25 protein-coding genes are annotated in these 25,312 nt (G+C 69.9%); 22 read left to right on the top strand and 3 right to left on the bottom strand.

All coding sequences use genetic code 11. From position 1 onward, the window contains the following. Positions 1-53: 53 nt before the first annotated feature. The 7 genes from ASG12_RS10875 (at position 54) to ASG12_RS10845 (ending at position 7,082) form a co-directional block, all read left to right on the top strand. Entirely contained in the window at positions 54-446 is a 393-nt protein-coding gene (locus tag ASG12_RS10875) for a YraN family protein (protein ID WP_082501912.1), read from the top strand. Positions 447-462: 16 nt separating this feature from the next. After that, positions 463-1,974: a YifB family Mg chelatase-like AAA ATPase gene (locus ASG12_RS10870; protein ID WP_055789066.1), complete on the top strand. Its 1,512-nt coding sequence runs from the start codon at positions 463-465 to the stop codon at positions 1,972-1,974. Continuing rightward, positions 1,971-3,191, top strand: coding sequence for a DNA-processing protein DprA (gene dprA / locus ASG12_RS10865; protein WP_443089085.1), 1,221 nt, complete (start codon positions 1,971-1,973; stop codon positions 3,189-3,191). Before ASG12_RS10870 ends, dprA begins: the two co-directional genes overlap by 4 nt. Before the next feature lie 103 nt (positions 3,192-3,294). Next, positions 3,295-3,819, top strand: coding sequence for a hypothetical protein (locus ASG12_RS10860; RefSeq protein ID WP_156378054.1), 525 nt, complete (start codon positions 3,295-3,297; stop codon positions 3,817-3,819). A gap of 18 nt (positions 3,820-3,837) precedes the next feature. Continuing rightward, positions 3,838-5,109, top strand: coding sequence for a saccharopine dehydrogenase family protein (locus ASG12_RS10855; protein WP_055789059.1), 1,272 nt, complete (start codon positions 3,838-3,840; stop codon positions 5,107-5,109). Between the two features lie 56 nt (positions 5,110-5,165). Next, positions 5,166-6,014 (top strand): siderophore-interacting protein, encoded by an 849-nt coding sequence (locus ASG12_RS10850; protein WP_055789056.1) that lies wholly within the window; start codon positions 5,166-5,168, stop codon positions 6,012-6,014. 99 nt (positions 6,015-6,113) lie between these two features. Continuing rightward, entirely contained in the window at positions 6,114-7,082 is a 969-nt protein-coding gene (locus ASG12_RS10845; protein WP_200932764.1) for a tyrosine recombinase XerC, read from the top strand. Here the strand turns inward: ASG12_RS10845 and ASG12_RS10840 are convergent. Then, the gene (locus ASG12_RS10840) at positions 7,061-7,612 is read right to left on the bottom strand and encodes a M23 family metallopeptidase (RefSeq protein ID WP_082501862.1); all 552 of its coding nucleotides are present in this window, start codon (positions 7,610-7,612) and stop codon (positions 7,061-7,063) included. The two genes, ASG12_RS10845 and ASG12_RS10840, sit on opposite strands and share 22 nt — an antisense overlap. 460 nt (positions 7,613-8,072) lie before the next feature. Between ASG12_RS10840 and rpsB the strand changes: the two genes are divergently transcribed. The 5 genes from rpsB to ASG12_RS10815 all read left to right on the top strand — a co-directional run bounded on the left by rpsB (position 8,073) and on the right by ASG12_RS10815 (position 12,431). Next, on the top strand, positions 8,073-8,951 hold the full coding sequence (rpsB, locus tag ASG12_RS10835) for a 30S ribosomal protein S2 (RefSeq protein ID WP_045822437.1): 879 nt from the start codon (positions 8,073-8,075) through the stop codon (positions 8,949-8,951). A 167-nt stretch (positions 8,952-9,118) separates the two neighbouring features. Beyond that, positions 9,119-9,943: a translation elongation factor Ts gene (tsf, locus tag ASG12_RS10830; protein ID WP_045822438.1), complete on the top strand. Its 825-nt coding sequence runs from the start codon at positions 9,119-9,121 to the stop codon at positions 9,941-9,943. 164 nt (positions 9,944-10,107) lie between these two features. Next, positions 10,108-10,845 carry a UMP kinase gene (gene pyrH / locus ASG12_RS10825; protein ID WP_082501911.1) on the top strand — a complete coding sequence of 246 codons (738 nt, stop codon included), beginning with the start codon at positions 10,108-10,110 and terminating at the stop codon, positions 10,843-10,845. Between the two features lie 64 nt (positions 10,846-10,909). Further along, a complete protein-coding gene (gene frr / locus ASG12_RS10820; protein WP_045822439.1) occupies positions 10,910-11,467 on the top strand; it encodes a ribosome recycling factor in 558 nt (185 codons plus the stop codon). Between the two features lie 70 nt (positions 11,468-11,537). Beyond that, positions 11,538-12,431 (top strand): phosphatidate cytidylyltransferase, encoded by an 894-nt coding sequence (locus ASG12_RS10815; protein ID WP_055789051.1) that lies wholly within the window; start codon positions 11,538-11,540, stop codon positions 12,429-12,431. Positions 12,432-12,498: 67 nt separating this feature from the next. On the opposite strand, the gene ASG12_RS10810 is transcribed toward ASG12_RS10815, so the two are convergent. Continuing rightward, a complete protein-coding gene (locus tag ASG12_RS10810) occupies positions 12,499-12,858 on the bottom strand; it encodes a LapA family protein (RefSeq protein WP_055789048.1) in 360 nt (119 codons plus the stop codon). A gap of 107 nt (positions 12,859-12,965) precedes the next feature. Here ASG12_RS10810 and rlmN point away from each other — a divergent pair, with 107 nt between their 5' ends. Then, on the top strand, positions 12,966-14,087 hold the full coding sequence (gene rlmN / locus ASG12_RS10805) for a 23S rRNA (adenine(2503)-C(2))-methyltransferase RlmN (protein ID WP_055789045.1): 1,122 nt from the start codon (positions 12,966-12,968) through the stop codon (positions 14,085-14,087). Positions 14,088-14,097: 10 nt separating this feature from the next. Here rlmN and ASG12_RS10800 read toward each other — a convergent pair whose 3' ends face one another. Continuing rightward, a complete protein-coding gene (locus tag ASG12_RS10800) occupies positions 14,098-14,391 on the bottom strand; it encodes a DUF2631 domain-containing protein (protein WP_045822476.1) in 294 nt (97 codons plus the stop codon). A 119-nt stretch (positions 14,392-14,510) separates the two neighbouring features. Between ASG12_RS10800 and puuE the strand changes: the two genes are divergently transcribed. The 9 genes from puuE (at position 14,511) to ASG12_RS10755 (ending at position 25,310) form a co-directional block, all read left to right on the top strand. Then, a complete protein-coding gene (gene puuE, locus ASG12_RS10795; protein WP_055789043.1) occupies positions 14,511-15,470 on the top strand; it encodes an allantoinase PuuE in 960 nt (319 codons plus the stop codon). Positions 15,471-15,474: 4 nt separating this feature from the next. Next, positions 15,475-16,662: a 1-deoxy-D-xylulose-5-phosphate reductoisomerase gene (gene dxr, locus ASG12_RS10790; protein WP_055789040.1), complete on the top strand. Its 1,188-nt coding sequence runs from the start codon at positions 15,475-15,477 to the stop codon at positions 16,660-16,662. Positions 16,663-16,719: 57 nt separating this feature from the next. After that, positions 16,720-17,934 (top strand): M50 family metallopeptidase, encoded by a 1,215-nt coding sequence (locus tag ASG12_RS10785; protein ID WP_055789038.1) that lies wholly within the window; start codon positions 16,720-16,722, stop codon positions 17,932-17,934. A 12-nt stretch (positions 17,935-17,946) separates the two neighbouring features. Next, entirely contained in the window at positions 17,947-19,134 is a 1,188-nt protein-coding gene (gene ispG, locus ASG12_RS10780) for a flavodoxin-dependent (E)-4-hydroxy-3-methylbut-2-enyl-diphosphate synthase (RefSeq protein WP_055789035.1), read from the top strand. A 90-nt stretch (positions 19,135-19,224) separates the two neighbouring features. After that, on the top strand, positions 19,225-20,061 hold the full coding sequence (locus ASG12_RS10775; protein ID WP_055789032.1) for a GNAT family N-acetyltransferase: 837 nt from the start codon (positions 19,225-19,227) through the stop codon (positions 20,059-20,061). 92 nt (positions 20,062-20,153) lie between these two features. After that, positions 20,154-21,992 (top strand): penicillin-binding transpeptidase domain-containing protein, encoded by a 1,839-nt coding sequence (locus ASG12_RS10770; protein ID WP_055789029.1) that lies wholly within the window; start codon positions 20,154-20,156, stop codon positions 21,990-21,992. A gap of 45 nt (positions 21,993-22,037) precedes the next feature. Beyond that, positions 22,038-22,901 carry a type I methionyl aminopeptidase gene (map, locus tag ASG12_RS10765; RefSeq protein WP_055789571.1) on the top strand — a complete coding sequence of 288 codons (864 nt, stop codon included), beginning with the start codon at positions 22,038-22,040 and terminating at the stop codon, positions 22,899-22,901. A 7-nt stretch (positions 22,902-22,908) separates the two neighbouring features. After that, a complete protein-coding gene (locus tag ASG12_RS10760) occupies positions 22,909-24,486 on the top strand; it encodes a cobyric acid synthase (RefSeq protein ID WP_055789027.1) in 1,578 nt (525 codons plus the stop codon). After that, complete coding sequence (locus ASG12_RS10755) at positions 24,486-25,310, top strand: alpha/beta fold hydrolase (RefSeq protein WP_055789025.1); 825 nt, start codon at positions 24,486-24,488, stop codon at positions 25,308-25,310. Before ASG12_RS10760 ends, ASG12_RS10755 begins: the two co-directional genes overlap by 1 nt. Positions 25,311-25,312: the final 2 nt, after the last annotated feature.

Genomic DNA, 25,312 nt, shown 5'->3' with positions numbered 1-25,312 from the left:
GATCGGGTGTCGTGTCCACCGAGGTGGTCGGGTTCGGCGGTCATGGTTGCCCCGTGGCAACGCAGAGCAGACAACCGAACCGACGGCAGCTGATCGGTCGGCGGGGTGAGGACGCCGCGGTCGAGTACCTGACCGCGGCGGGATGGTCGGTACTCGACCGCAATTGGCGGTGCCGTCACGGCGAGATCGATGTGGTCGCCGTCGATCCGACCGACGGCGACGGCGAATCATTGGTGATCGTCGAGGTCAAGACGCGCACCGGTTCGATGTTCGGCGACCCGGCGCAGGCGGTGACCGCGGAGAAGTACCGACGGTTGCGGCGATTGGCCGGTCTGTGGCTCGCCGACTCCGAACGGCACTGGCCGACCATTCGGTTCGACGTCATCGCGGTGCACATCGATGTCGTCGGGGTGTGCACGGTGTCGCATCTGCGCGGTGTCTTCTGATGACGCGGGGATTCTGATGTCACTGGGTCGAGCGCGCTCGGCGGCGGTGGCCGGTGTCGAGGGACAGATGGTCGAGATCGAGGCGTTCATCGGTCAGGGACTGCCCGGTGTCCAGCTCGTCGGTCTGGCCGACGCGTCGTTGCGGGAGTCCAAAGACCGTGTGCGGGCGGCGATCACCAACAGCGACCGCAAGTGGCCCGACGGGCGCATCACGCTGAACCTCTCGCCGGCGACGGTGCCCAAGGGTGGCTCCAACCACGATGTGGCGATCGCGTTGGCGGTGCTCGCGGCCAAGGACCTGGTGGCGACCCACCACCTCGACGACACCGTGTTCATCGGCGAGCTCGCACTCGACGGGCGCATCCGCGGGGTACGCGGGGTGTTGCCGTCGGTGGTGGCCGCCCGCGCCGCCGGTTTCGCGCGGGTCGTGGTGCCGCTGGTCAACGTCGCCGAGGCGGCACTGGTGCCCGGAGTGGAGGTCGGTGGGGCGAGCACTCTGCGCGAGGTGATCGCGTGGCTGGCCGGCGAGCGGGTCCTGGACACGGTGTGCGAGGCCGGTGTCGTGGCGGCGGCGCCCGCGGTTCCCGACCTGGCCGATGTGGTGGGTCAGGCCGAGGCGCGCTATGCCCTCGAGATCGCCGCCGCGGGTGCCCACCACCTGTTCATGACCGGCCCGCCCGGGATCGGCAAGACGATGCTCGCCCGACGGTTGCCGGGCATCCTGCCCGCGTTGAGTGAGACCGAACAGTTGGAGGTGACCGCGATCCACTCGATCGCCGGGACGCTGCCGGCGGGGCGGCCGTTGATCACCGAGCCCCCGTTCATCGCCCCGCATCACTCGACGTCGCAGACCGCGCTGGTGGGCGGCGGGACCGGGATGGCCAAACCGGGCGCGGTGTCGCGGGCGCACCGAGGTGTGTTGTTCCTCGATGAGTGCGCCGAACTCGGCGTCAAAGCGCTCGAATCGCTGCGGACACCTCTCGAGGACGGCGAGACCCGCGTGATGCGTCGCGACGGCGTCGCGGTGATGCCCGCGCGGTTCCAACTCATCCTCTCGGCGAACCCGTGTCCGTGCGCCCCGGCCTCCGACATCGACTGCGTCTGCTCGGCTCAGGTCCGGCGACGCTACCTGGGAAAACTCTCGGGGCCCCTGATGGATCGGGTCGACATCCGCGTCCGGATGGACCCGCCGGGCAACACCGCGCTCATGAACCCGACCGGTGAGTGCAGCGCCGATGTGCGCGCCCGGGTGTCGGCGGCCCGCGCGACGGCTCGCGCACGGTGGTCCGAGCACGGATGGCAGACCAACAGCGAGGTCCCCGGTTCCGCGCTACGGCAACGGTTCCGGCTCACGAGTGCGGCCATCCGGCCGATCGAGCTGTTCCTGCGCGACGGCCGGGTCACCGCGCGAGGTGCGGACCGGGCGTTGCGACTGGCGTGGACGCTGGCCGACCTCGGCGGGCTCCCACAACCCACGGAAGACGAGGTGGCACAGGCATTGCTGTTCCGGGACAGGGGATACGCGTGAGCGACGACGGCGTCGGGGTCGAACCCGACATGCAGCCCCGTCCCGCGACTGTGATGGCCCCCACCGATCCGCACCACGTGACGCCCACGGTGATCGACTCCCGGGAGTTGCGGGCGTGGGCGTATCTCGCCGCGGTGGCCGAGCCGCCGGCGGCGTCGATCGCGCGGCTGGTCGATGCGGTCGGGGTGCGCGACGCCGCCCAGGCGGTGCGCTCGCGACGCTTCCCCGACGGCCACCAGGCCGTGGCACGGTCGACGGCGTCGCGTCACCACCTCGTCGACCCCGATCACGATCTCCTCGTCGCCGACCGGCTCGGTGGGCGGTTGATGACCGCCGACGACGAGGACTGGCCGGCGTGGGCGTTGCACGGCCTGAGCACGGCGGACACCTCGGCGCGTGGCGGCCCGCCGCTGGCACTGTGGACGCGGGGCCCGGGGTCGATCGAGGGTGCAACGGAACGCGCTGTGGCCCTGGTGGGTTCACGCGCGGCCACCGGCTACGGCACCCGCATGACCGCGGTCCTCACCAACGGTCTCGTCGATCGCGGACGCTGTGTCGCCTCCGGCGGCGCCTACGGCATCGACGGCGCTGCGCACCGGGCCGCACTGGCCGCGGGCGGCACCACGATGGCGGTGATGGCGTGCGGCCTCGACATCGACTACCCGACCGATCACGGGCTGTTGTTCGACGAGATCGCCCGCGTCGGGACCATCGTGACCGAGTACCCGCCGGGGATGACGGCGTCGCGGCACCGGTTCCTCGCCCGCAATCGGCTCGTCGCGGCACTGTCGAAGGCGGTCGTGGTCGTCGAGGCGGGTCATCGCAGCGGCGCGAAGAACACCGCGGCCTGGGCTCGTCGGCTCGGTGTCCCACTCGGAGCGGTCCCCGGGCCGGCGACCTCGGCGATGTCGGTGGGGTGTCACGCGTTGATCAGCGATGGCGACGCCGTGCTCGTCGGGGACGTCGCGGGCCTCGAGCGTCTCGTCTCGCCGGACGGGTCGGACGCGTTGTCGTCGACACCGGCCGAGCGCGGCGAGACCGACCCGTTCGAGGCTCGGGTGGTGGCGGCGTTGGGGACACGGGGTGGGGTCACCCTCGCCGAGATCGCGCGTGCCTGCGATGCCGACATCGGCCGGGTGCGATCGACACTGGCGCGGATGGAGGTGCACGGCCGCGCGTTCTCCGACGGCGCGACGTGGGGTCCGCCGCCCCGATGACGGTCGGCCGGCACGGACGCCTTGGGATGTCGGGCGGCGGCGATAAGCTCGGACACCGGACCGACGATCTCTCGTGGAGGGCAGAGCCATCGAGCCTCAGCCGTTGCCCGCCTCGAACCACGAGGCGTTCGAGATGTTCCTGCGCGAGAGCGACCGCGGCGTCCTCACGCGCGCTGAGGCGACCGAGGCTGTCGCCGCCCTCACCTCGATCGCCACCGGATCAAGTCCGACCCTGCTCCCCGCAGCCGACCGCGCTGTTCTCGAACTCGCCGCGCGAGATGCAGTCCTCAACGACATCGCCGACGAGATCGTGGTCGGCCCCGAGGCCGAGGCCGGCGTCGTCGGCGGATGCGTCGCGGAGAGCTGCGTCCTCGAGGGCCGGGGGCCGACACGCCGCATCGTGCGATTGGCGGTCGGGCCGACCGACGTCGCCTGGATCGCCTCGACCTTCCGGCACCAGATCGCCACCGCCGGACTCGCCGATCCGGGTGTACTGATCGGTCATTACCTCGTGATCGGCACACCGTCGGGCGAACGCGTGGTGCGCGAGTACGAATCCGGGGTGGCATTGCAGGATGCCTGGATCAACAACATCGCCGTGGCGCGCGCCGCCGACCACCTAGGCTGAGGTATGGCACACCCGGGTATGCGCATCCTGCTGATCGGCGCGGGCGGAGTGGGTGACGCGCTCGCGAAGATCGCGGCCCGCCGCGACTTCTTCGACCGTCTCGTCGTCTCCGACTACGACCTGACCCGCGCGGAGCGCACCGTCGCCGCGATCGCCGACCGGCACGGCGACACCGTCGCAGCACGATTCACCGCTGCGCGGATCGACGCCTCCGACGCCGACGCGGTGGCCGCGCTCGCACGCGAGCACCGGGCCACGCACGTCATGAACGCCGTGGAACCCGCCTTCGTGCCGACCGTGTTCGCCGGCGCCCTGGCCGCCGGCGCCGACTACCTCGACATGGCGATGAGCCTCAGCACACCCGACCCCACCGATCCGCACACGCGGACCGGGGTGATGTTGGGGGAGCAGCAGTTCGCCGCGCACGACGAGTGGGTGACCGCCGGCCGACTGGCGCTGGTCGGCATGGGTGTCGAGCCCGGATTGTCCGACGTGTTCGCGCGGTACGCCTGCGACGAACTGTTCGACACCGTCGACGAACTCGGCACCCGCGACGGGGCGAACCTCGTCGTCCGCGACGAGAACGGCGCCGAGATGTTCGCGCCGTCGTTCTCCATCTGGACGACCATCGAGGAATGTCTCAACCCGCCCGTGGTGTGGGAACGCGACCGCGGCTGGTTCACGACACCGCCGTTCTCCGAGCCCGAGACGTTCGTGTTCCCCGAGGGCATCGGACCGGTCGAGTGCGTGAACGTGGAGCACGAGGAGGTGCTCCTCATGCCCCGGTGGCTCGACGCGCGCCGCGTCACCTTCAAATACGGGCTCGGCGCCGAGTTCATCGGTGTGCTGCAGACGCTGCACACCCTCGGACTCGACGCGACCGAACCGATCCGGGTGCGTTCGGCCGACGGCCCGGTGTCGGTGTCGCCGCGCGACGTGGTGGCCGCAGCGCTTCCCGACCCCGCGACGATCGGTCCGGTGATGACCGGCAAGACCTGCGCCGGCATGTGGGTCACGGGGACGAAAGACGGTGCGGCACGGGAGGTCTACCTCTATCACGTCAGCGACAACGAATGGACGATGCGCGAGTACGGCACCCAGTGCGTCGTCTGGCAGACCGCGCTCGGCCCGGTCATCGCGCTCGAACTGCTCGCCACCGGCGTGTGGTCGGGAGCCGGTGTGCTCGGCCCGGAGGCCTTCGAGGCGTCACCGTTCCTGGAGTTGATGGCGCGTCCGGAGTCCGAGGGCGGATACGGCCAACCGTGGGGCATGCGCGAGGGCCCGGGGTGATCGCACCGACCTCCGTCTACTTAGGGTGTCCTAATTTCTGGGTGTAGGCTGACGTCATGGCCAAGCGACTGAACACCATGGAGGTCACCGGTACCGAGTGGATCACCCCGCACATGATGCGGGTCCGGCTCGGTGGACCGGGCTTCTCCGACTTCGCCGCGAGCGACGACACCGACGCGTACGTGAAGATCCTCTTCGGAGCCCCCGGGGTGACCTACCCCGAGCCGTACGACCTCGAGCGGATCCGCGCCGAGTACACCCCCGAGCAGCAACCCGTCCTGCGCACCTACACCGTTCGCTCGGTCGATCCCGAACGCCGCGAGATCGCCATCGACTTCGTGGTCCACGGCACCGAGGGCATCGCCGGGCCGTGGGCCGCGTCCGCGCAGGTCGGCGACGTCGTGCGCTTCCTCGGGCCCGGCAGCGGCTACCGCCCCGACGCCGATGCGCCGTGGCACCTCCTCGCCTCCGACGAGGCCGGACTCCCGGCGCTGGCCGCGGCCCTCGAGGCGTTGCCCGCGACCGCCACCGTGCAGGCGTTCATCGAGGTCGCCGGGCCGGAGGACGAGATCACGCTCGCGGCACCCGACGACGCCCGGATCACCTGGGTGCACCGCGGCGCCGGTTCGGACTCCGCCGGCGACGACGTGGCCGGCAACAACGCGCCACTCATCGGCGCGGTTCGCGACGCACCGTGGCTCGACGGTGAGCCGCATGTCTTCATCCACGGCGAGGCGCAGGCGGTCATGCACAACCTGCGGCGCTACGTCCGCACCGAGCGAGGGGTGTCGGCGCGACGCGCCTCGATCTCGGGCTACTGGCGTCGGGGGCGCACCGAGGAGGGCTTCCGGGCCTGGAAGGCCGAGCTGCGGGCAACCGAAGAGGGTGCGCCCGTCGGGTCCTGAACAGTCCGTCGGCGCAACGGTCGTCGGCGGGGAACACTTTGATCACGACGAGCGTGTCGGGAACGGGGTGTGCCGCACGAGCGGTGTTGGCTGGTCGACGTGAGCACCTCCTCGACGCGACTCGGTGAGTTCGAGTCGTACCTGCGCTACGAACGGGGCAGCAGCGAACACACGATCCGCGCCTACGTCGGCGACGTCCGGGCGCTCGTCACCTTCGCCGGCGCACGGCGGCTGTCCATCGCGGAGATCGATCTCGCGGTGCTGCGGGCCTGGCTGGCCGAGTCGACGCGACGTGGTGCCGCCCGCACCACCATCGCGCGTCAGGTGTCCTCGGTGAAGACGTTCTGCACCTGGGCCGCCCGCGAGGGCGTGATGCCCCAGGATGCCGCCACGCGACTGCAGGCTCCCCGTGCGCACCGCACCCTGCCCGCGGTGCTCTCGCCGGATCAGGCGCGCAGCGTGATGACCGGCCCCGCCCTGCCCGACACAGCCCGGCCCGACACCGCCCTGTCCGAGACCGAGGTCACGGCCGGTGTGCCGGCGGGCCGGTCCGCACAGACCCCGATCATGTTGCGCGACAGAGCGATCCTCGAGATCCTCTACGCCACCGGTATCCGGGTCGGCGAGCTCTGCGGACTCGATCTCGACGACGTCGACGACGGCCGTCGCGTGGTGCGGGTGATCGGCAAGGGCGACAAACAACGCACGGTGCCGTACGGCGCACCCGCCGGGGCCGCCCTCGACGCCTGGCGCGCACGCGGCCGCCCATCGCTCGCGGGCCCCACGTCGGGATCGGCTCTGTTGCTCGGGGCGAAGGGTGGGCGCCTCGACCCGCGGATGGCGCGCTCCGTGGTCCACGCGGCCACACGTTCCGTGGAGGGTGCGCCCGACATCGGTCCACACGGTCTGCGTCATTCGGCGGCCACGCACCTGCTCGAGGGCGGCGCCGACCTGCGCGTCGTGCAGGAACTGCTCGGCCACTCATCGCTGGCGACCACACAGCTCTACACCCACGTCGGCGTCGAGCGTCTGCGTGCGGTCCACCGTCAGGCCCATCCCCGGGCCTGACCGCCGGCCGTTCCGGCGGCGAGGACGGCGCCTACGGGTTTGAGTCGCACACGGACCGCGCCCAGGAGGGCCAACGGATTGAGGTAGCGGGCCGCCGACCCCGCACCACGCCGCGCGCCCCAGTGCAGACACGCCGACACGCAGCCGGGATGCACGCCCTCGACGGTGCCCACCAGCGAGCCCCGCACGACCGTCGTCCCCACCGAGACCGTCGCGGTCACCGGCTCATAGGTGGTGAGCACGCCGTCGGGATGCATCACCGACACCACGGGCTTGCCGGCGACCACACCCGCGAAATGCACCACACCCGATCCGGCCGAGAAGACCGGCGCACCGGTCGCCGCGGCCAGATCGACCCCGCGGTGACCCGCCAGCCAGCGTTTCGCCGGGGGATCGAAGCCCCGGACCACCTCCGGCCGCGGACTCAGCGGCCAGCCGTAGCCGCCCGGGGTGAGTCCCTCGGCCCTCGATGCCCCGGGCACGGCGACGATCGCGACGACGAGTACCGCGACGAGGGCCGCGAGCGTCACCGCCGACCTCAGCAACTGCGTCGGACACCTCCCGTCGGACCGCGACGACCTCGACCGCCGAGACGAGACGAGCACAGATGTCGCCGACCCCTCGTCCCGTATCGGCGACCGACCGGGTTCGGGACGATTCGCGACCGGGTCATCTCCGGCGACATCTGTGCTCACACCGGTTCAGACGGTGGCCGTCGACCTGCGGTTCCATCCTTGCGACCAGCGATTTCGTGGGCGGGGCGGCCCGTGCGTACACTGAACGACGCACTTCGTCCATCCGGACGCGGTGACTTCGCACGCCTGCACAACCCGGGTGGCACCTCGCGCATGCGGGGCTCGTGCCCGGAACACCTCCGATCAGGCAGTCCGACGGACCCTCGAGTCCGCACGGTTCTGATCGGACCCAGGCGTCAGGGTCGGGCGCACGACGCTCCCGACGACCAACTGCACACGGAAGAAGAACACACACATGGCTGTAGTGACCATGAAGCAGCTGCTCGACAGCGGCGCTCATTTCGGGCACCAGACCCGTCGTTGGAATCCCAAGATGAAGCGATTCATCTTCACCGATCGCAACGGCATCTACATCATCGATCTGCAGCAGACGCTGACCTACATCGACAAGGCCTACGAGTTCGTCAAGGAGACCGTCGCACACGGCGGCACCGTCCTGTTCGTCGGCACCAAGAAGCAGGCCCAGGAGTCGATCGCCGCTGAGGCGACCCGCGTCGGCATGCCGTACGTGAACCAGCGCTGGCTCGGCGGCATGCTCACCAACTTCTCCACCGTCCACAAGCGTCTCCTGCGTCTCAAGGAGCTCGAGACGATGGAGCAGACCGGCGGTTTCGAGGGTCGCACCAAGAAGGAAATCCTCATGCTCACGCGTGAGATGACCAAGCTCGACCGCACCCTCGGCGGTATCCGCGACATGGCCCGCGTGCCCTCGGCCGTGTGGATCGTGGACACCAACAAGGAGCACATCGCCGTCGGCGAGGCCCGCAAGCTGAACATCCCGGTCATCGCGATCCTCGACACCAACTGCGATCCCGACCTGGTCGACTATCCGATCCCGGGTAACGACGACGCCATCCGCAGCGCCGCGCTGCTGACCCGCGTGGTCGCCTCGGGCGTCGCCGAAGGCCTTCAGGCGCGTGCCGGCCAGAACGCCGGCGACACCAAGCCCGAGTCCGGAGCGGGCGAGCCGCTCGCCGAGTGGGAGCAGGAACTGCTCACCCAGGCGACGACCCCCGCAGCAGGCACCGAGGCACCGGCCACCGAGGCGACCGCCCCGGCGACCACGACCGAGGCAGCGCCCGCGGCCGCCGACGAGGCGCCCGCACAGGCCTGACCGATCGAGCCCTCGGGCTCGAGCGACGACGAGGGCGTCGGGCCATCAGGCCCGGCGCCCGAATCGCGTCTGACACCGTCGGCGTCACACGACGTCGGCACCCACGACGCGACGACGCGCCTCACGAGCGTGGGCGTCGCGACACCGATGAAGGAGGCTCGCCGCACATGGCGAACTACACCGCTGCCGACGTCAAGCGGCTCCGCGAGCTCACGGGCTCGGGAATGCTCGACTGCAAGAACGCTCTGGCCGACAACGACGGCGACTTCGACAAGGCCGTCGAACAGCTCCGCATCAAGGGCGCGAAGGACGTCGGCAAGCGTGCCGAGCGGTCCACCGCCGAAGGCCTCGTCGCCACCCGCGACGGCGTCATGATCGAGATCAACTGCGAGACCGACTTCGTGGCGAAGAACGACGAGTTCCAGAAGCTCGCCGACGCCGTCGTCACCGCGGCCGCCGAGCAGAAGGCGACAGACCTGGAGTCGCTCGGTGCCGCGACGCTGGGCGATCAGACCGTCACCGAGGCCGTGGCCGCGCTGTCGGCGAAGATCGGCGAGAAGCTCGAGCTGCGTCGCGTCGTCTCCTATGACGGCCCCGTCGCGAGCTACCTCCACAAGCGCGCCTCGGATCTGCCGCCCGCCGTCGGCGTCCTCGTGCAGTACAGCGGCGACGGCGCTGAGGCGGCCGAGGCCGCACGCGGTGCCGCCATGCAGGTCGCCGCACTGAAGGCCCGCTACGCCACCCGCGACGAGGTCCCCGCCGACATCGTCGAGAACGAGCGGTCCATCGCCGAGAAGACCGCCCGCGAGGAGGGCAAGCCCGAGCAGGCGCTGCCCAAGATCGTCGAGGGTCGCGTCAACGGCTTCTACAAGGACGTCGTCCTCATCGACCAGTCGTCGGTGCAGGATTCGAAGAAGACGGTCAAGGCCGTCCTCGACGAGGCCGGCGTCACCGTGACCGCGTTCTCGCGCTTCGAGGTCGGCCAGGCCTGACCGACCCGACCCAGTCCACGACAGGCCCCGGTGAGCACCGCGCTCACCGGGGCCTGTCGTGTACGCATAGGATCACTACCGACAACCGGTCTTCTCCGACGCTGCCGCGGTGGCCCGGATCGCCCGTCCGGTGAGCGCTGAACGGAAGGCATGATGTGACCGAGATCGACGGGGGAACGATCGACGGGGGAGCGCGCCCCGGTTTCCGTCGGGTGGTCCTCAAACTCGGCGGCGAGATGTTCGGCGGCGGCAAGGTCGGGCTCGATCCCGACGTGGTCTCCACCGTCGCCGCCCAGATCTCCGAGGTGGTGCGCAGCGGCGTACAGGTCGCGGTCGTCATCGGCGGCGGCAACTTCTTCCGCGGCGCCGAACTCCAGCAGCGCGGGCTCGAGCGCAGTCGCTCGGACTACATGGGCATGCTCGGTACCGTCATGAACAGCCTTGCGCTGCAGGACTTCCTGGAGAAGTCCGGCGTGGTCACCCGGGTGCAGACCGCGATCACCATGGGCCAGGTGGCCGAGCCCTACATCCCTCTGCGCGCCCAGCGCCACCTCGAGAAGGGCCGCGTGGTCATCTTCGGCGCCGGCATGGGCATGCCGTACTTCTCCACCGACACCACCGCCGCGCAGCGCGCACTCGAGATCAAGGCCGAGGTAGTGCTGATGGCCAAGGCGGTCGACGGTGTGTACTCCGACGACCCGCGCACGAACCCCGACGCGACGCTCTACAGCGAGATCAGCCACCGCGAGGTCATCGAGAAGGGCCTCGCCGTCGCCGACTCCACCGCGTTCAGCCTCTGCATGGACAACAAGATGCCGATGCTCGTGTTCAACCTGTTGCGCGAGGGGAACATCGCGCGTGCGGTGGCGGGTGAGAAGATCGGAACCCTGGTCACCTCGTGATCACCACCAGTCACATCAGCACGAATCGCGCGACCCGCAGCGAGCACACAACGGAGGCGAAACCGTGATCGACGAAGCACTCTTCGATGCCGAGGAGAAGATGGAGAAAGCCGTCGGTGTGGCCAAGGACGATATGGGGTCGATCCGGACCGGACGCGCGAACCCCTCGATGTTCAACCGCATCGTCATCGACTACTACGGTGCGATGACACCGATCACGCAGGTCTCGTCGATCACCGCCCCCGAGGCGCGCATGATCATCATCAAGCCCTACGAGGCGTCGTCGCTCAACGCGATCGAGACCGCTATCCGCAACTCCGACCTCGGTGTGAACCCCACCAACGACGGCAACATCATCCGGGTGGCGATCCCGCAGCTGACCGAGGAGCGTCGCCGCGAGCTGGTCAAGCAGGTGAAGTCGAAGGGCGAGGACGCGAAGATCTCCATCCGCAACGTCCGCCGCAAGGCCGCCGACGAGCTCAAGCGGATCCAGAAGGACGGCGAGGCCGGCGAGGACGAGGTCAACCGGGCCGAGAAGGATCTCGACAAGACCACGGCCGGTTACGTCGCCCAGGTCGACGACCTGGTGACGCGCAAAGAGGGCGAACTGCTCGAGGTGTGAGAGCGCAGGACGGCGACCGGGTGACCGCGACGAACGGCGACCCGCACGGAACGACAGACAAGGACAGGGTGTGAGTGAAGCGAGGCCGACGGCCGCTCCGGACCCGTCCTCCTCCGACCCGTCCGCGCCCGCGGCACCGGAGAAGAAGTCCCGGGCCGGGCGCGATCTGCCCGCGGCCTTCGCCGTCGGCGGCGGCCTCGGCGTCGGCGTCATCCTGATCCTCGTATTCGCGCCGCTGGTGTGGATCCCGGTGGTGGCGGTGTCCATCGCCGTGGCGACCTGGGAGGTGGCCAAGCGGGTCCGCGCCGGTGGCTACGACGTCGGGATCATCCCTCTCATCGGCGGTGGTCAGGCGATCATGTGGACCGCGTGGCCTTTCGGTGCGACCGGTGCGCTGGTGTCGTTCGTGGCGACCGTCCTCGTCGCGATGATCTGGAAGTTGCTGTCGCAGGGGCGGACGACGGCGCCGGTCAACTATCTGCGCGATCTCGCGGTGACGGTGCTGATCCTCGCGTGGTTGCCGCTGCTCGCGTCGTTCGCCGTCGCGATGGTGCTGCAGAGCCACGGATGGGCGCGTGTGTTGACGCTCATGATCGTGGTCGTGTGCTCGGACGTGGGCGGCTACACCGCAGGCGTCCTCTTCGGCAAGCACCCGATGGTGCCCGCCATCTCGCCCAAGAAGTCGTGGGAGGGCATGGCGGGGTCGTTGGTCTTCGGCACGGTGGGCGCGGTGCTCGTCGTCACCTACCTCGTCGACGCCCACTGGTGGATCGGCCTCATCCTCGGACCCGTGCTCGTGGTGTGCGCGACGCTCGGTGACCTCGTCGAGTCGCAGGTCAAGCGCGATCTCGGCATCAAGGACATGGGCACCCTGCTGCCCGGCCACGGCGGCATCATGGACCGACTCGACTCGATCCTGCCGTCGGCGTTCGTCGTGTGGGCCATCCTCGGCGCCCTGCTCTGAGCCGGGCCGCAGCGGACACCGACCGTCGCGCGCCGCGCCCGGGGGACGCGACGCGCGACGAGTGACCTCAGGCCTTGCGCACCGCGCGGCGTACCTGGAACATCCGCGCACCGCCGACGACCGCGGTGATCAGTGCGCCGGCGATCGCGGCGATCAACAGGCTCACGCCCTGCGGCAGGTTGACCTCCCAAAAGAAGAGCTGGATCGCCTGCTTGTCGAGGTTCTGGACGATGAAGACGAGCAGCAGGATGAGGACGATCGCGCCGACGATGAGGCCGACCCACGCGGACTTGGTCCGGGTGTGCTGCACCTCGCTGAGGGCCTGCTTCACGGAGTCCTGATGGGCGGGTCCGGAGGTGTCGTCGACCGGGGGGAGATCCGATGCGGACTTGTGGGGATCGGCCGGGGTCGGCTCGTTGTATGTCATGCCCACATCATCCCTCGTCGGACACCCGCGACGCGACAGGTCCGGCGCGACAGGCGGGCGACGCGGCCCGATTGGATTTCCACCCCGAACTGCGAGAACGTTGACCCATGCCCGGTCTCGACCTCCCGTTGGTCTTCGACGCCCCCAAGCGGGGACGTCCGCCCACGCATCTGGCCGATCTGGACCGCGCGCAGCGCACCGAGGCCGTCACGAAGCTCGGTCTGCCGGGGTTCCGTGCCGACCAGCTCGCCCGCCAGTACTACGGACGTCTCGAGGCCGACCCGGAGGCGATGACCGATCTCCCCGCCGCGGTCCGGACCGCGGTCGGCGCGGCGTTGTTCCCGACGTTGATGACCCCGGTCCGACACATCTCGTGCGACGACGGCACCACACGGAAGACGCTGTGGCGCCTCCACGACGGAACGATGCTCGAGTCGGTGCTCATGGGCTACTCCGACCGCACCACGGTGTGCGTGTCGTCGCAGGCGGGCTGCGGCATGGCGTGCCCGTTCTGCGCGACCGGCCAGGGCGGTCTCGACCGCAACCTGTCGACCGCAGAGATCGTCGACCAGGTCCGCGCGGCGGCGCGAGCGGTTGCCGAGGGTGAACTGTCCGGCGGCGCGCCGAACACGCGCCGTCTGTCGAACGTGGTGTTCATGGGGATGGGCGAGCCGCTCGCGAACTACAACCGGGTCCGAGACGCGGTGTCGCGCATCATCTCCCCGGCCCCTGAGGGGCTCGGCATCTCGCAGCGATCGGTCACCGTCTCCACGGTGGGCCTCGCGCCGGCGATCCGGCGGCTGGCCGATGAGGGGTGGCAGGTGCGCCTCGCGGTGTCGCTGCACACACCCGACGACGAACTCCGCGACACGCTGGTCCCGGTCAACAACCGGTGGTCGGTCGACGAGGTCCTCTCGGCCGCACGGTATTACGCCGACACCTCGGGTCGCCGCGTCTCGATCGAGTACGCCCTCATCAAGGACGTCAACGACCAGCCCTGGCGTGCCGACCTGCTGGCGAAACGACTGCGCAAGCACCTCGGCCAGCTGGTGCACGTGAACGTCATCCCGCTCAACCCGACACCGGGCAGCGAATGGGACGCCGCGCCCAAGCCGGTCGAGCGCGAGTTCGTGCGACGGGTCGTGGCCGGGGGAGTGGCGTGCACCGTCCGCGACACCCGCGGACAGGAGATCGCGGCTGCCTGCGGGCAGCTCGCGGCCGAGGGTTAGACCGGGACGCTCAGTTCCGCCACTTGCCGCGACGCAGGTACACGTCGCGCAGCAGCACGAACCACAGTGCCGCGGTGAAACCGATTAGGTACAGGTCCTCGACGTGCCCCTGGTGGTTGCCGATGATCATGGCCAGCAGCGCGATACCGCTGATCCAGCCGGCGATGCGCATCGCCGGCAGGCTCTCGCCGTGCCACCCGAAGCGGGCCGAGGGGGCGTCCGGCGGCTCGTGGGCCCATCCGGTGTCGACGACCTCGACCTCGTGGGAATGGGTGTCGGCGTGCTCGACCTCGCTGCTTGCCACTGGTTTCTCCTTCTCGTGACCGGTGTCGCGGCGGTCGGCCGCGGTCAACGATGGCGCGTAGTAGGCACAGCATATCGTCGGCACCGACCCCGGTGCACCGGCGCATCGACGATGGGAGGATGACGGGCGTGTCGCTGTCGAGATACCGGTCCGAGAACCTGCCCCGCGACCTCGTTGGGTACGGGGAGCACCGTCCCCACCCGCACTGGCCGGACGACGCTGCCATCGCCGTGCAGTTCGTCCTGAACTACGAGGAGGGGTCGGAGAACAGCGTCCTCGACGGCGACCCGGCCAGCGAGACGTTCCTCTCCGAGATGGCCGCGCCGGCCGCCTATCCCGACCGGCACATGAGCATGGAATCGCTGTACGAGTACGGGTCCCGTGCCGGCGTGTGGCGCGTGTTGCGCACCTTCGAGCGCCGCGGGCTGCCGCTGACGGTGTTCGCCGTCGCCCAGGCGATGGCCCGCAACCCCGAGGTCGCCGCGGCGTTCGTCGAGCGCGGTCACGAGATCGCCGCGCACGGCCTGCGGTGGCTCAACTATCAACAGACGCCGCCCGAGGTCGAACGTGCGCACATGGCCGAGGCCGTCGACCTGCTCACCGAGATCACCGGGGAGGCCCCCGTCGGCTGGTACACCGGTCGCGACTCCCCGAACACCCGGTCGCTGGTCATCGCCCACGGCGGATTCCTCTACGACTCCGACAGCTACGCCGACGACCTGCCGTACTGGGTCCCGATCCCCGCATCGGCGGAGGACAAGCCGGCCGGACACCACCTGGTGGTCCCGTACACCCTCGACACCAACGACATGCGCTTCTCGTCGTCGTCGGGCTTCTCGACCGGCGAGGACTTCTTCGCCCACCTGCGCGACGCGTTCGACGTGCTCTACGCCGAGGGGACCGCCGGCGCCCCGGCGATGCTGTCGATCGGCCTGCACTGCCGGATCGTCGGCCGCCCCGCGCGGATCGCGGCACTGGAACGATTCCTCGACCACGTGCAGTCCCACGAACGGGTGTGGATCGCCCGACGGGTCGACGTGGCCCGGCATTGGCACGCCCACCACCGCCCACCACAATGAGTCGGTGACCCCCAGCGACGCACCCTCCGTCAGGCGAGTCCTGATCCTCGGCTCCACCGGCTCGATCGGTGTGCAGGCCCTCGAGGTGATCGCCGCCAACCCCGACAAGTTCATCGTCGTCGGGGTCGGGGCGGGCGGGTCGACCATCGACCTCCTCGCACAGCAGATCTCGACGCTGGGCCTGGGCGCCGAGGCGGTCGCGGTCGCCGACGTCGCTGCCGCCCGGGAGCTCGCCGACCGGATGGGCTGGTCGTCGGTCCGCTCGGGTCCCGATGCCATGTGCGACCTCGTCGAGTCGGTTCCCGCCGACGTCGTCCTCAACGCCGTCGTCGGATCCCTGGGCCTGCGCCCCACCCTCGCGGCCCTGGCGACGGGCGCGTCACTGGCCCTGGCGAACAAGGAATCGCTGGTCGCCGGAGGCGCCCTGGTCCTCGCCGCGGCCGCCCCCGATCAGATCGTGCCCGTCGACTCCGAGCACTCGGCCATCGCGCAGTGCCTCCGGGCCGGCACAGCGGCCGAGGTGGACCGACTGGTGCTGACCGCGTCCGGCGGTCCCTTCCGCGGCCACACCGCCGAGCAGCTGGAGTCGGTGACACCCGAGCAGGCGGGCAAGCACCCGACGTGGTCGATGGGTCCGATGATCACGCTGAACTCGGCGACCCTGGTCAACAAGGCCCTCGAGGTGGTCGAGGCGCACCTGCTGTTCGGGGTGCCCTACGACCGCATCGACGTGACCGTCCACCCGCAGTCGATCGTGCACTCGATGGTGACCTTCGTCGACGGCGCCACCGTCGCCAAGGCCTCGCCGCCGTCGATGAAGCTGCCGATCGCCTTGGCCCTCGGGTGGCCGCATCGGGTGCCCGGCGCATCGGCCGCCTGCGACTTCTCCACGGCGTCGTCGTGGACCTTCGAACCCGTCGACTCCGAGGTGTTCGGGGCCATCGACCTGGCCCGATCGGCCGGCACACGGGGCGGATCGCTGACCGCGGTGTTCAACGCGGCGAACGAGGCGGCGGCCGACGGGTTCTTCGCGGGCACCATCGCGTTCCCTCGGATCGTGGGTGTCATCGGCGACGTCCTCGCTCAGGCCGACGAGTGGACCAGCACCCCGGGTACCGTGGAGGAGGTGCTCGCGGCCGACGACTGGGCCCGCCGCCGCGCACACGAACTGGTCACACGCCACGCGAGGTGATCGCGGGCGCAGACCGGCGTCAGAACGTGACAACGACAACTGGAGGTCTCGAGCGCGGTGGGTTTCATCCTGGGTGTGCTGCTGTTCGCGGTCGGCCTGTTGCTGTCGATCGCGTGGCACGAGTGTGGGCACATGTGGGCCGCACAACGCACCGGCATGCTCGTGCGCCGTTACTTCATCGGCTTCGGCCCGACCATCTGGTCGACGAGACGCGGTGACACCGAGTACGGACTCAAGTGGCTGCCGCTGGGTGGGTTCTGCGACATCGCCGGCATGACCACCTACGACGAGATCGACCCCCGGTTTGAACACCGGGCGATGTACCGCCAGAAGGCGTGGAAGCGCCTCGTGGTGTTGCTGGCCGGGCCGATGCAGAACTTCGTCCTCGGCTTCGTGCTGATCGTGATCCTCGCGCTGACCGCCGGACTGCCGGTGATCAGCGGGAAGACCGAGGTGTCGGTCGGGTCGATGGCGTGCGTGGCGCCGTCGGTGCAACCCAACGGCGACCTCACCCCCTGCTCGGGCGGCAGCCCGGCCCAGGCCGCGGGACTGCGCACCGGCGACCGCGTGATCGCGGTGAACGGTGATCGCGGTGACAACTCTGGCGAGCTGGTCGCCGCCATCCAGAAGGCGACCGGCTCGGTGGCGATCACCGTCGAGCGCGACGGACGCGAGCAGACGCTCACCGTGCCCGTGTCGCAGGTGCAGCGACCGGTCCGCAACAGCGACGGCACCACCACGACCGCCACCGTCGGTGCGATCGGTGTGGGGCTCGGTGACAAGGGCATCAACGAGTACACGGCGCTGACCGCGGTCCCCGGGGCCGTGGTGTTCACCGGCCAGCTGGTTGCGCGCACATGGGATGCGCTGCTGTCGCTGCCACAGAAGGTCGGCGCGCTGTGGACGTCGGTGACCGGCGGGGAACGTTCTGCGGACACCCCCGTCAGCGTCTACGGCGCCTCGGTCATCGGCGGTCAGGCCGCCGAGGTCGGCAACTGGGCCTTCTTCATCTTCCTGCTGGCGAGCATCAACTTCTTCCTCGGCCTGTTCAACCTCGTCCCGCTGCTGCCGCTCGACGGCGGTCACATGGCGCTCATCGGATACGAGAAGGGACGCAACGCGGTCCGCCGTCGCCTCGGCAAGGCTGCGAAGGGTCCCGTCGACTACCTCAAGCTGATGCCCGCGACCTACGCGGTGCTCGCGGTGATGGGCTGCTACATGGTCCTCACCCTCTCCGCCGACATCATCAATCCGATCAAACTCAACTTCTAGGAAGCGACAGCCATGAGCAGCGACAGCACATCCGGTCCGATGTCGATCGGACTCGGTATGCCCGCAGCACCCCCGCCGGTGCTCGCGCCGCGCCGGAAGACCCGCCAGATCCAGGTCGGCACGGTCGGTGTCGGCAGCGACCACCCCATCTCGGTGCAGTCGATGACGACCACCAAGACCCACGACATCAACGCGACCCTGCAGCAGATCGCCGAGCTGACCGCATCGGGCTGCGACATCGTCCGGGTGGCCTGCCCCCGGCAGGAGGACGCCGACGCGCTCGCGATCATCGCGAAGAAGAGTCAGATCCCGGTGATCGCCGACATCCACTTCCAGCCGCGCTACATCTTCGCCGCGATCGACGCCGGATGTGCCGCCGTACGCGTCAATCCCGGCAACATCAAGGAGTTCGACGGGCGCGTGAAGGACGTCGCGCTCGCCGCGAAGGACGCGAACATCCCGATTCGCATCGGCGTCAACGCCGGTTCGCTGGACCCGCGTCTGCTCGCGAAGTACGGCAAGGCGACTCCCGAGGCCCTCGTGGAGTCGGCGCTGTGGGAGGCGGGCCTGTTCGAGGAGCACGGGTTCGGCGACATCAAGATCTCGGTGAAGCACAACGATCCGGTGATCATGGTCGAGGCCTACCGTCAGCTCGCCGCGCAGTCGGACTATCCACTGCACCTCGGCGTGACCGAGGCCGGCCCGGCGTTCCAGGGCACCATCAAGTCCGCGGTCGCGTTCGGTGCGTTGCTGTCCGAGGGCATCGGCGACACCATCCGCGTGTCGCTGTCGGCCCCGCCGGCCGAGGAGATCAAGGTCGGCGACCAGATCCTGCAGTCGTTCAACCTGCGTCCCCGCAAGCTCGAGATCGTGTCCTGCCCCTCGTGCGGCCGTGCGCAGGTCGACGTCTACAAACTCGCCGACGAGGTGAGTGCCGGACTCGAGGGCATGGAGGTGCCGTTGCGCGTCGCGGTCATGGGCTGCGTCGTCAACGGCCCCGGTGAGGCCCGTGAGGCCGACCTGGGTGTGGCCTCGGGCAACGGCCGCGGACAGATCTTCGTCAAGGGAGAGGTCATCAAGACCGTGCCCGAGGCGCAGATCGTGGAAACTCTGATCGAAGAAGCTCTTCGCATTGCCGCCGATTCGGGGGAGACTGGCGATGGTGCCACCACCGGATCGCCGGTCGTCAGCGTCGGATAGCCCACCGACGCCTGCGACAGGCGCATCGTCTCCACCTCTCGACCCGTCGTCCGACAGGTCGGGCCACCACTGCCCGGGCCGGGAGCGACCGTGTTGAAGTTGTTGGGCGACAAGCCCCTCGGCGCACGCGACGCCGAGGCGGTCGGTGCCGCACTGGCTCTCGACCCGGTCGCGATGTGCATGGTGGCCGCGCGGGTGGAGGAGCAGGGCGTGACCCCGCGTCTGCTCGGCGGCGAACTGTGGACCAACACCGAACCGACGACGTCGCTGTGTTTCTCGGGCGCGAACCTCATCCCGATGCTCGGTGACGCCGCCGACATGGAGATGTTCGCCGCCCGCGCGACCCGCAACCCCCGCGTGTGCTCGTCGATCGTCGGGCGGGCCGACCACGTCCTGGCGTTCTGGGAGCACGCCAAGGCGCACTGGGGACCCGCACGTGAGGTCCGCGCCGATCAACCGCTCCTCGCGATGTCGGGGCCGCCGTCGGTGGGTCCCGACCGAGCCGTCCGGCGCGTGCGCATCAGCGAGATCGACGCCTACCTGCCGGCCGCGATCGAGATGTTCCACGGCGAGGTGGGCGTCGACCCGTGCGCCGGCGACGGCGGCCGGTCCTACCGGCGACGCATCGCCTCACTGATCGGCGCGGGCCGCGCGTTCGCCCGATTCGAGAACGGTGAGGTCGTCTTCAAGGCCGAGATCGGCTCGATGTCGTCCACCGTCGGCCAGATCCAGGGCGTGTGGGTCGCTCACCACCGCCGCGGTGAGGGACTCGGTGCATCCGGCACCGCCGCGGTCGTGTCCGCGATCGCCGCCGAGGGACGCACCTCGAGCCTCTACGTCAACGGCTTCAACACCGCGGCCCGCGCCGCCTACGCGAAGGTCGGCTTCGCCGAGGTCGGCACGTTCGCGACCGTTCTCGTCGACTGATCCATCCCTCGGCGATCCCTGGGGAGATTCTCAGGTGCAGCCGCTGCGTGGCACCACGATCGGGCGGGGTGGGGCACCTAGTCTCGGTCTCGATGACGACTTCGCACCCGCCTCGATCGCGCCGCCTCGCCGCTCGTCTGGGCGCCGTCGCGGTGGCCGCGATCATCGTGGCCGCGGGCACGGCGTGCTCCGACACCGACGACGGGCCGCGCGCGGCCGCGGCGTCGTTCCTCGAGGTGTTCGGTGGTCACCGCACCGATCAGGCGGCGGCCCGCACCGACTCCCCGCAGCAGGCATCGACCGACATCGACGCCGCATGGTCGGGACTGCAGGCGTCGGCGATGACCGCGACCGCAGGCCGGACGAAGGTCTCCGGGGACACCGCCACGGTCGACGTCACCTACGCCTGGACCCTCCCGCGCGCCCAGACCTGGAAGTACACCGCGACGCTGAACATGGCCCGCGCCGACTCGGGATGGCAGGTGCGGTGGGACTCCACCGACATCCACCCCGATCTCGGTGCAACGCAACGGATGTCGCTGGAGTCGATCCCTGCCCCGGTGGGCTCGGTGAACGAGTCCGACGGGTCGTCGGTGCTCGTCCCCGGAACGGTCTACCGGGTCGGGATCGACGCGACGAAGGCCGCCGCGACGGGATCGGTCGCCGATTCGGCCACGCAGTTGGCGTCGGTGGTCGGCCGGTTCGTCCCGAAGGTCAGCGCCCAGGCGATCGCCGAGGCCGCCACGGCGACCTCGGGCACCTACTCTGTCGCCACCCTCGACCGTGGCCAGTTCGACCAGGTCAGTGACCTGTTGGCCGCCATCCCGGGAGTGACCAGCACCGACCTCGCCGACCTGGTTCCCACCGACCCGACGTTCGCGCCCGATCTGCTCGGTCAGGTCAAGAAGCAGGTGGCCAGCGACCTCGACGGCAAGGCCGGCTGGCGGGTGTTGTCGCTCAACGCCAACGGTGCCACCGCCGGGGTGCTCGCCGAGGTCGACCCCGCGCCGTCGCCGTCGGTGTCGATCAGCCTGTCCCGCAGCGTCCAACAGGCCGCACAACGCGCCGTCGACGCCGCGTCACGGTTCCAGACGATGATGGTGGTGATCCAGCCGTCCACCGGGCGGCTGCTGGCCGTCGCGCAGAATGCGCTGGCCGACAAGGTCGGTCCGCTCGCGACGATCGGTCAGTACCCGCCCGGGTCGACGTTCAAGATGGTGACCTCGGCCGCGGCGATCGGTACCGGCCTGTCGACCCCGTCGACGACCGTCGGATGTCCCGGAGAGGTGACGATCGGGCAGCGCACCATCCCGAACTACGACAACTTCTCCCTCGGGGACGTCTCGATGCTCCAGGCCTTCGCGAAGTCGTGCAACACCACCTTCGCCAAGCTGGCCAGCGAGATGGGGCCGTCGGATCTGGCCCATGCCGCGGCCTCGATGGGCATCGGCACCCGCTACGACGTGCCCGGCATCCCCGTCGACTCCGGCTCGGTGCCGATCGCCCCGGAGCTGATCTCCCGCACCGAGGACGGGTTCGGTCAGGGCAAGGTGCTCACCAGTCCGTTCGGTCTGGCCCTGGTCGCGGCGACCGTCGCCCACGGCTCCACCCCGGTGCCGCAACTCATCCTCGACCGCGCGACCACCGTGTCGGGTCCGCACCCGACGATCAGCCCCGACGTGATCCGACAGCTGCGGCCGATGATGCGCGCGGTGGTCGTCGACGGCACCGCCGACCGGATCAAGGACCAGGGTGAGGTCTACGGAAAAACCGGTGAGGCCGAGGTCCCCGGCGGCTCCCACGCCTGGTTCGCCGGCTACCGCGGCGACCTCGCCTTCGCGACGCTGGTGGTGCTCGGGGCGAGTTCGGACAACGCCGTCGCGGTGACCCGTGACTTCTTCACCGCACTGCCGCCGGACTTCCTGGACTGACGACGCGCGCCGGCCCCGTCGCGGCCGCCCGATACGATGGACGCCATGTCCGTACGCACTGCTCTGCAGCCCGGGGTCGTCTCGCCGACCCTGCCGGTGCCGCCGTCGATCCCGCGACCGGAGTACGCGTGGCGTTCGACCGTGAACGAGGGCCACGAGCCGTGGGTGCAGACCCCGGAGACGATCGAGAAGATGCGCGTTGCCGGTCGCATCGCCGCCGACGCCCTCGCCGAGGCCGGCAAGGCGGTGGCGCCGGGCGTGACGACCGACGCCCTCGACCGGATCGCCCACGAGTACATGATCGATCACGGCGCCTACCCGTCGACCCTCGGCTACCGCGGGTTCCCGAAGTCCTGCTGCACCTCACTCAACGAGGTGATCTGCCACGGCATCCCGGACTCGACGGTCATCGCCGACGGCGACATCGTCAACATCGACGTCACCGCCTACATCGACGGCGTGCACGGCGACACCAACGCGACCTTCCTCGCCGGTGACGTGAGCGCCGAACACGCCGACCTCGTCGAACGCACCCACACCGCCACCATGCGGGCCATCAAGGCCGTCCGACCCGGGCGCGAGCTCAACGTCATCGGCCGGGTGATCGAGGCCTACGCGAACCGCTTCGGGTATTCGGTGGTGCGCGATTTCACCGGTCACGGCATCGGTGAGACCTTCCACAACGGACTCATCGTCCTGCACTATGACCAGCCGAACGTGGACACGGTGATGGAGCCGGGGATGGTGTTCACGATCGAGCCGATGATCAATCTCGGCGCGTTGGCGTGGGACATGTGGGACGACGACTGGACGGTGGTCACCCGCGACAAGAAGTGGACCGCCCAGTTCGAGCACACGCTCGTCGTAACCGACGACGGCGCCGAGATCCTCACGCTGCCATCGGAGTAGGGCGTCGGTGAGCGGCGCACTCCTGATCGGCGGCACCAGTTCCGACGCGGGCAAGAGCCTGCTCGTGGCCGGTCTCTGCCGCGTGCTGCACCGCCGCGGCCTGTCGGTCGCGCCGTTCAAGGCGCAGAACATGTCCAACAACTCCGTCGTCACCGCCGACGGCGGCGAGATCGGACGCGCCCAGGGCATGCAGGCGTTCGCCTGCGGACTCGCCCCCTCGACCCGGTTCAACCCGGTGCTGCTCAAACCCGGTAGCGACCGTCGATCCCAGGTGGTGGTGCGCGGGGTCGCCGACGGGTGGATCACGGCGACCGACTACCACTCGCGCCGCGCCGCACTCGCCGACATCGTGGCATCCGAACTCGCCTCGCTGCGCGGCGATTTCGACGTCGTGGTGTGCGAGGGCGCCGGATCGATCGCCGAGATCAACCTGCGCGCCACCGACATCGCCAACATGGGCCTCGCGGCCGCCGCCGACATCCCGGTCGTGGTGGTCGGTGACATCGATCGCGGGGGAGTGCTGGCGCATCTGCTCGGCAGCGTCGCCGCGCTCCCGCCCGAGGATCAGTCACGGGTCGCCGGGTTCCTGATCAACAAGTTCCGTGGCGCACAGTCGATCCTCGACCCCGGATTGCGCCAACTGCACCACCTGTGTGGCCGCCCGACTCTCGGGGTGATCCCGTGGGCCGACGACATGTGGCTCGACGCCGAGGACTCGCTGTCGTCACCGATCGGGCGCGCGATCGGTCCCTCGACCCCCGCGCTCGGGTCGCAACGCATCACCGTCGCGGCCATCCGTCTCCCTCGACTGTCGAACTCGACCGACCTCGAGGCACTCGCGTGCGAACCGGGCGTCGACGTCCGGTGGGTCGACGACATGGCCTCGGTGGCCGCCGCCGACCTGGCGGTCCTGCCCGGCACGCGCGCCACCGTCTCCGACCTCGCCTGGCTCCGCGCACGCGGACTGGACGCAGCGCTCATCGACCGGGCGGCACACGGTCGCCCGATCGTCGCGGTCTGCGGCGGCTACCAGATGCTCGCGCGACGGATCGACGACACGGTCGAATCCGGGGGCGGCGTCGTCGACGGACTCGGACTCCTCGACATCGACATCGTCTTCGACGAGACCAAGCTGGTCCGCGAGGTCCGGGGTCACCGCGACGGTGCCGGCGAGGACGCGATCACCGGTTATGAGATCCACCACGGTCGTCTCTCCCGCCCGGCGCCGCATCCGCACTGGATCGTCGACGACGAGAACGGGCCCGAGGGATGCGTGGTGGGCGCGGTGTGGGGCACCCACTGGCACGGACTGCTGGCCAACGGCGCCGTGCGGCGCGCAGTGCTCGCCGAGGTCGCCGACAGGGTCGGCAAGACCGGGTTCGTGGTGGCCCCCGACACCGATGTCGACGCTGCCCGCATGGCGCAGATCGACCTGATCGCCGACCTGTTCACCGCGCACGTAGACCTCGCCGCGATCGACGCACTCCTGGCCGACGGCGTGCCGCGGAGCCTGCCGACGGTCACGCTCGGGTTGGCTCCCACGACCTACTCCGCGTCGCCGGAGCGCCACGTAGGCTCGAGGTGATGAACGTCGACACGCAGATCGTGACCGTCGGTGACCACGACTTCACCGTCCGGGTGGGTGGGCCCCCCACCGGACCCGTCGTGTTGCTGCTGCACGGATTCCCCAGCAGTGGAACGTGTTTCGACGAGGTCGTACCGCGCCTGCACGATTCCGGCCTCCGCACCGTGGTACCCGACCAGCGCGGGTACTCCCCGGGCGCGCGACCGACTGATGTCGACGCCTACCGGTTGCCCCACCTCGTCGACGACGCGGTGGGCATCCTCGACGCACTCGGCATCTCCTACGCGTTGGTGGTCGGCCACGACTGGGGTGCGCTGGTCGCGTGGCATCTGGCCGGTCGACACCCGGGCCGCCTCACCGGGCTCGTCGCGGTGAGCGTCGGGCACCCGGGTGCCATCTCCGGCGCGTTGGCGACCGACGGGGACCAGCGTGAGCGCTCGTCGTACATCCCGAAGCTGATCGACCCCGCGGCCGAGGACGGCCTGCTCGCCGACGACGCCGCGTTCCTGCGCAGCATCGTGCCCGACGACTCGGTCGCACCGCTGCTGGAACGGTCCGGGCTGACCGGTGCCATCAACTGGTACCGCGCCAACTTCACCGGCGACATCAAGGCGAACCTCGCCTGTCCGCCCGTGGAGGTGCCGACCACCGTGGTGTGGAGCGACGGCGACACCGCCCTCGGGCGCGGACAGGCGGAGGGCAGCGGACGGATGGTCTACTCCGACTACCGATTCTGTGAACTGCCCGGCATCGACCACTGGATCCCGCAGAACGCACCCGCCGCCCTGGCCAGCGAGATCGCCCTGCGCTCCGCGACGTTCTGAGC

Source organism: Williamsia sp. Leaf354 (assembly GCF_001424365.1).
In the GTDB taxonomy this organism is placed as follows: domain Bacteria; phylum Actinomycetota; class Actinomycetes; order Mycobacteriales; family Mycobacteriaceae; genus Williamsia_A.
The sequence above is the reverse complement of the archived record's forward strand: the minus strand, read 5'-3'. Positions and strand labels throughout refer to the sequence as shown.

Excerpts from the sequence above, each read along its gene's own strand:
- ASG12_RS10810 (WP_055789048.1), bottom strand. The coding sequence starts at position 12,858 with ATGACATACAACGAGCCGACCCCGGCCGATCCCCACAAGTCCGCATCG.
- ASG12_RS10850 (WP_055789056.1), top strand. The coding sequence starts at position 5,166 with ATGGCCAAGCGACTGAACACCATGGAGGTCACCGGTACCGAGTGGATC.
- ASG12_RS10855 (WP_055789059.1), top strand. The coding sequence starts at position 3,838 with ATGCGCATCCTGCTGATCGGCGCGGGCGGAGTGGGTGACGCGCTCGCG.
- ASG12_RS10755 (WP_055789025.1), top strand. The coding sequence starts at position 24,486 with ATGAACGTCGACACGCAGATCGTGACCGTCGGTGACCACGACTTCACC.
- rlmN (WP_055789045.1), top strand. The coding sequence starts at position 12,966 with ATGCCCGGTCTCGACCTCCCGTTGGTCTTCGACGCCCCCAAGCGGGGA.
- puuE (WP_055789043.1), top strand. The coding sequence starts at position 14,511 with ATGACGGGCGTGTCGCTGTCGAGATACCGGTCCGAGAACCTGCCCCGC.
- rpsB (WP_045822437.1), top strand. The coding sequence starts at position 8,073 with ATGGCTGTAGTGACCATGAAGCAGCTGCTCGACAGCGGCGCTCATTTC.
- ASG12_RS10870 (WP_055789066.1), top strand. The coding sequence starts at position 463 with ATGTCACTGGGTCGAGCGCGCTCGGCGGCGGTGGCCGGTGTCGAGGGA.
- map (WP_055789571.1), top strand. The coding sequence starts at position 22,038 with ATGTCCGTACGCACTGCTCTGCAGCCCGGGGTCGTCTCGCCGACCCTG.
- ASG12_RS10770 (WP_055789029.1), top strand. The coding sequence starts at position 20,154 with ATGACGACTTCGCACCCGCCTCGATCGCGCCGCCTCGCCGCTCGTCTG.
- ispG (WP_055789035.1), top strand. The coding sequence starts at position 17,947 with ATGAGCAGCGACAGCACATCCGGTCCGATGTCGATCGGACTCGGTATG.
- tsf (WP_045822438.1), top strand. The coding sequence starts at position 9,119 with ATGGCGAACTACACCGCTGCCGACGTCAAGCGGCTCCGCGAGCTCACG.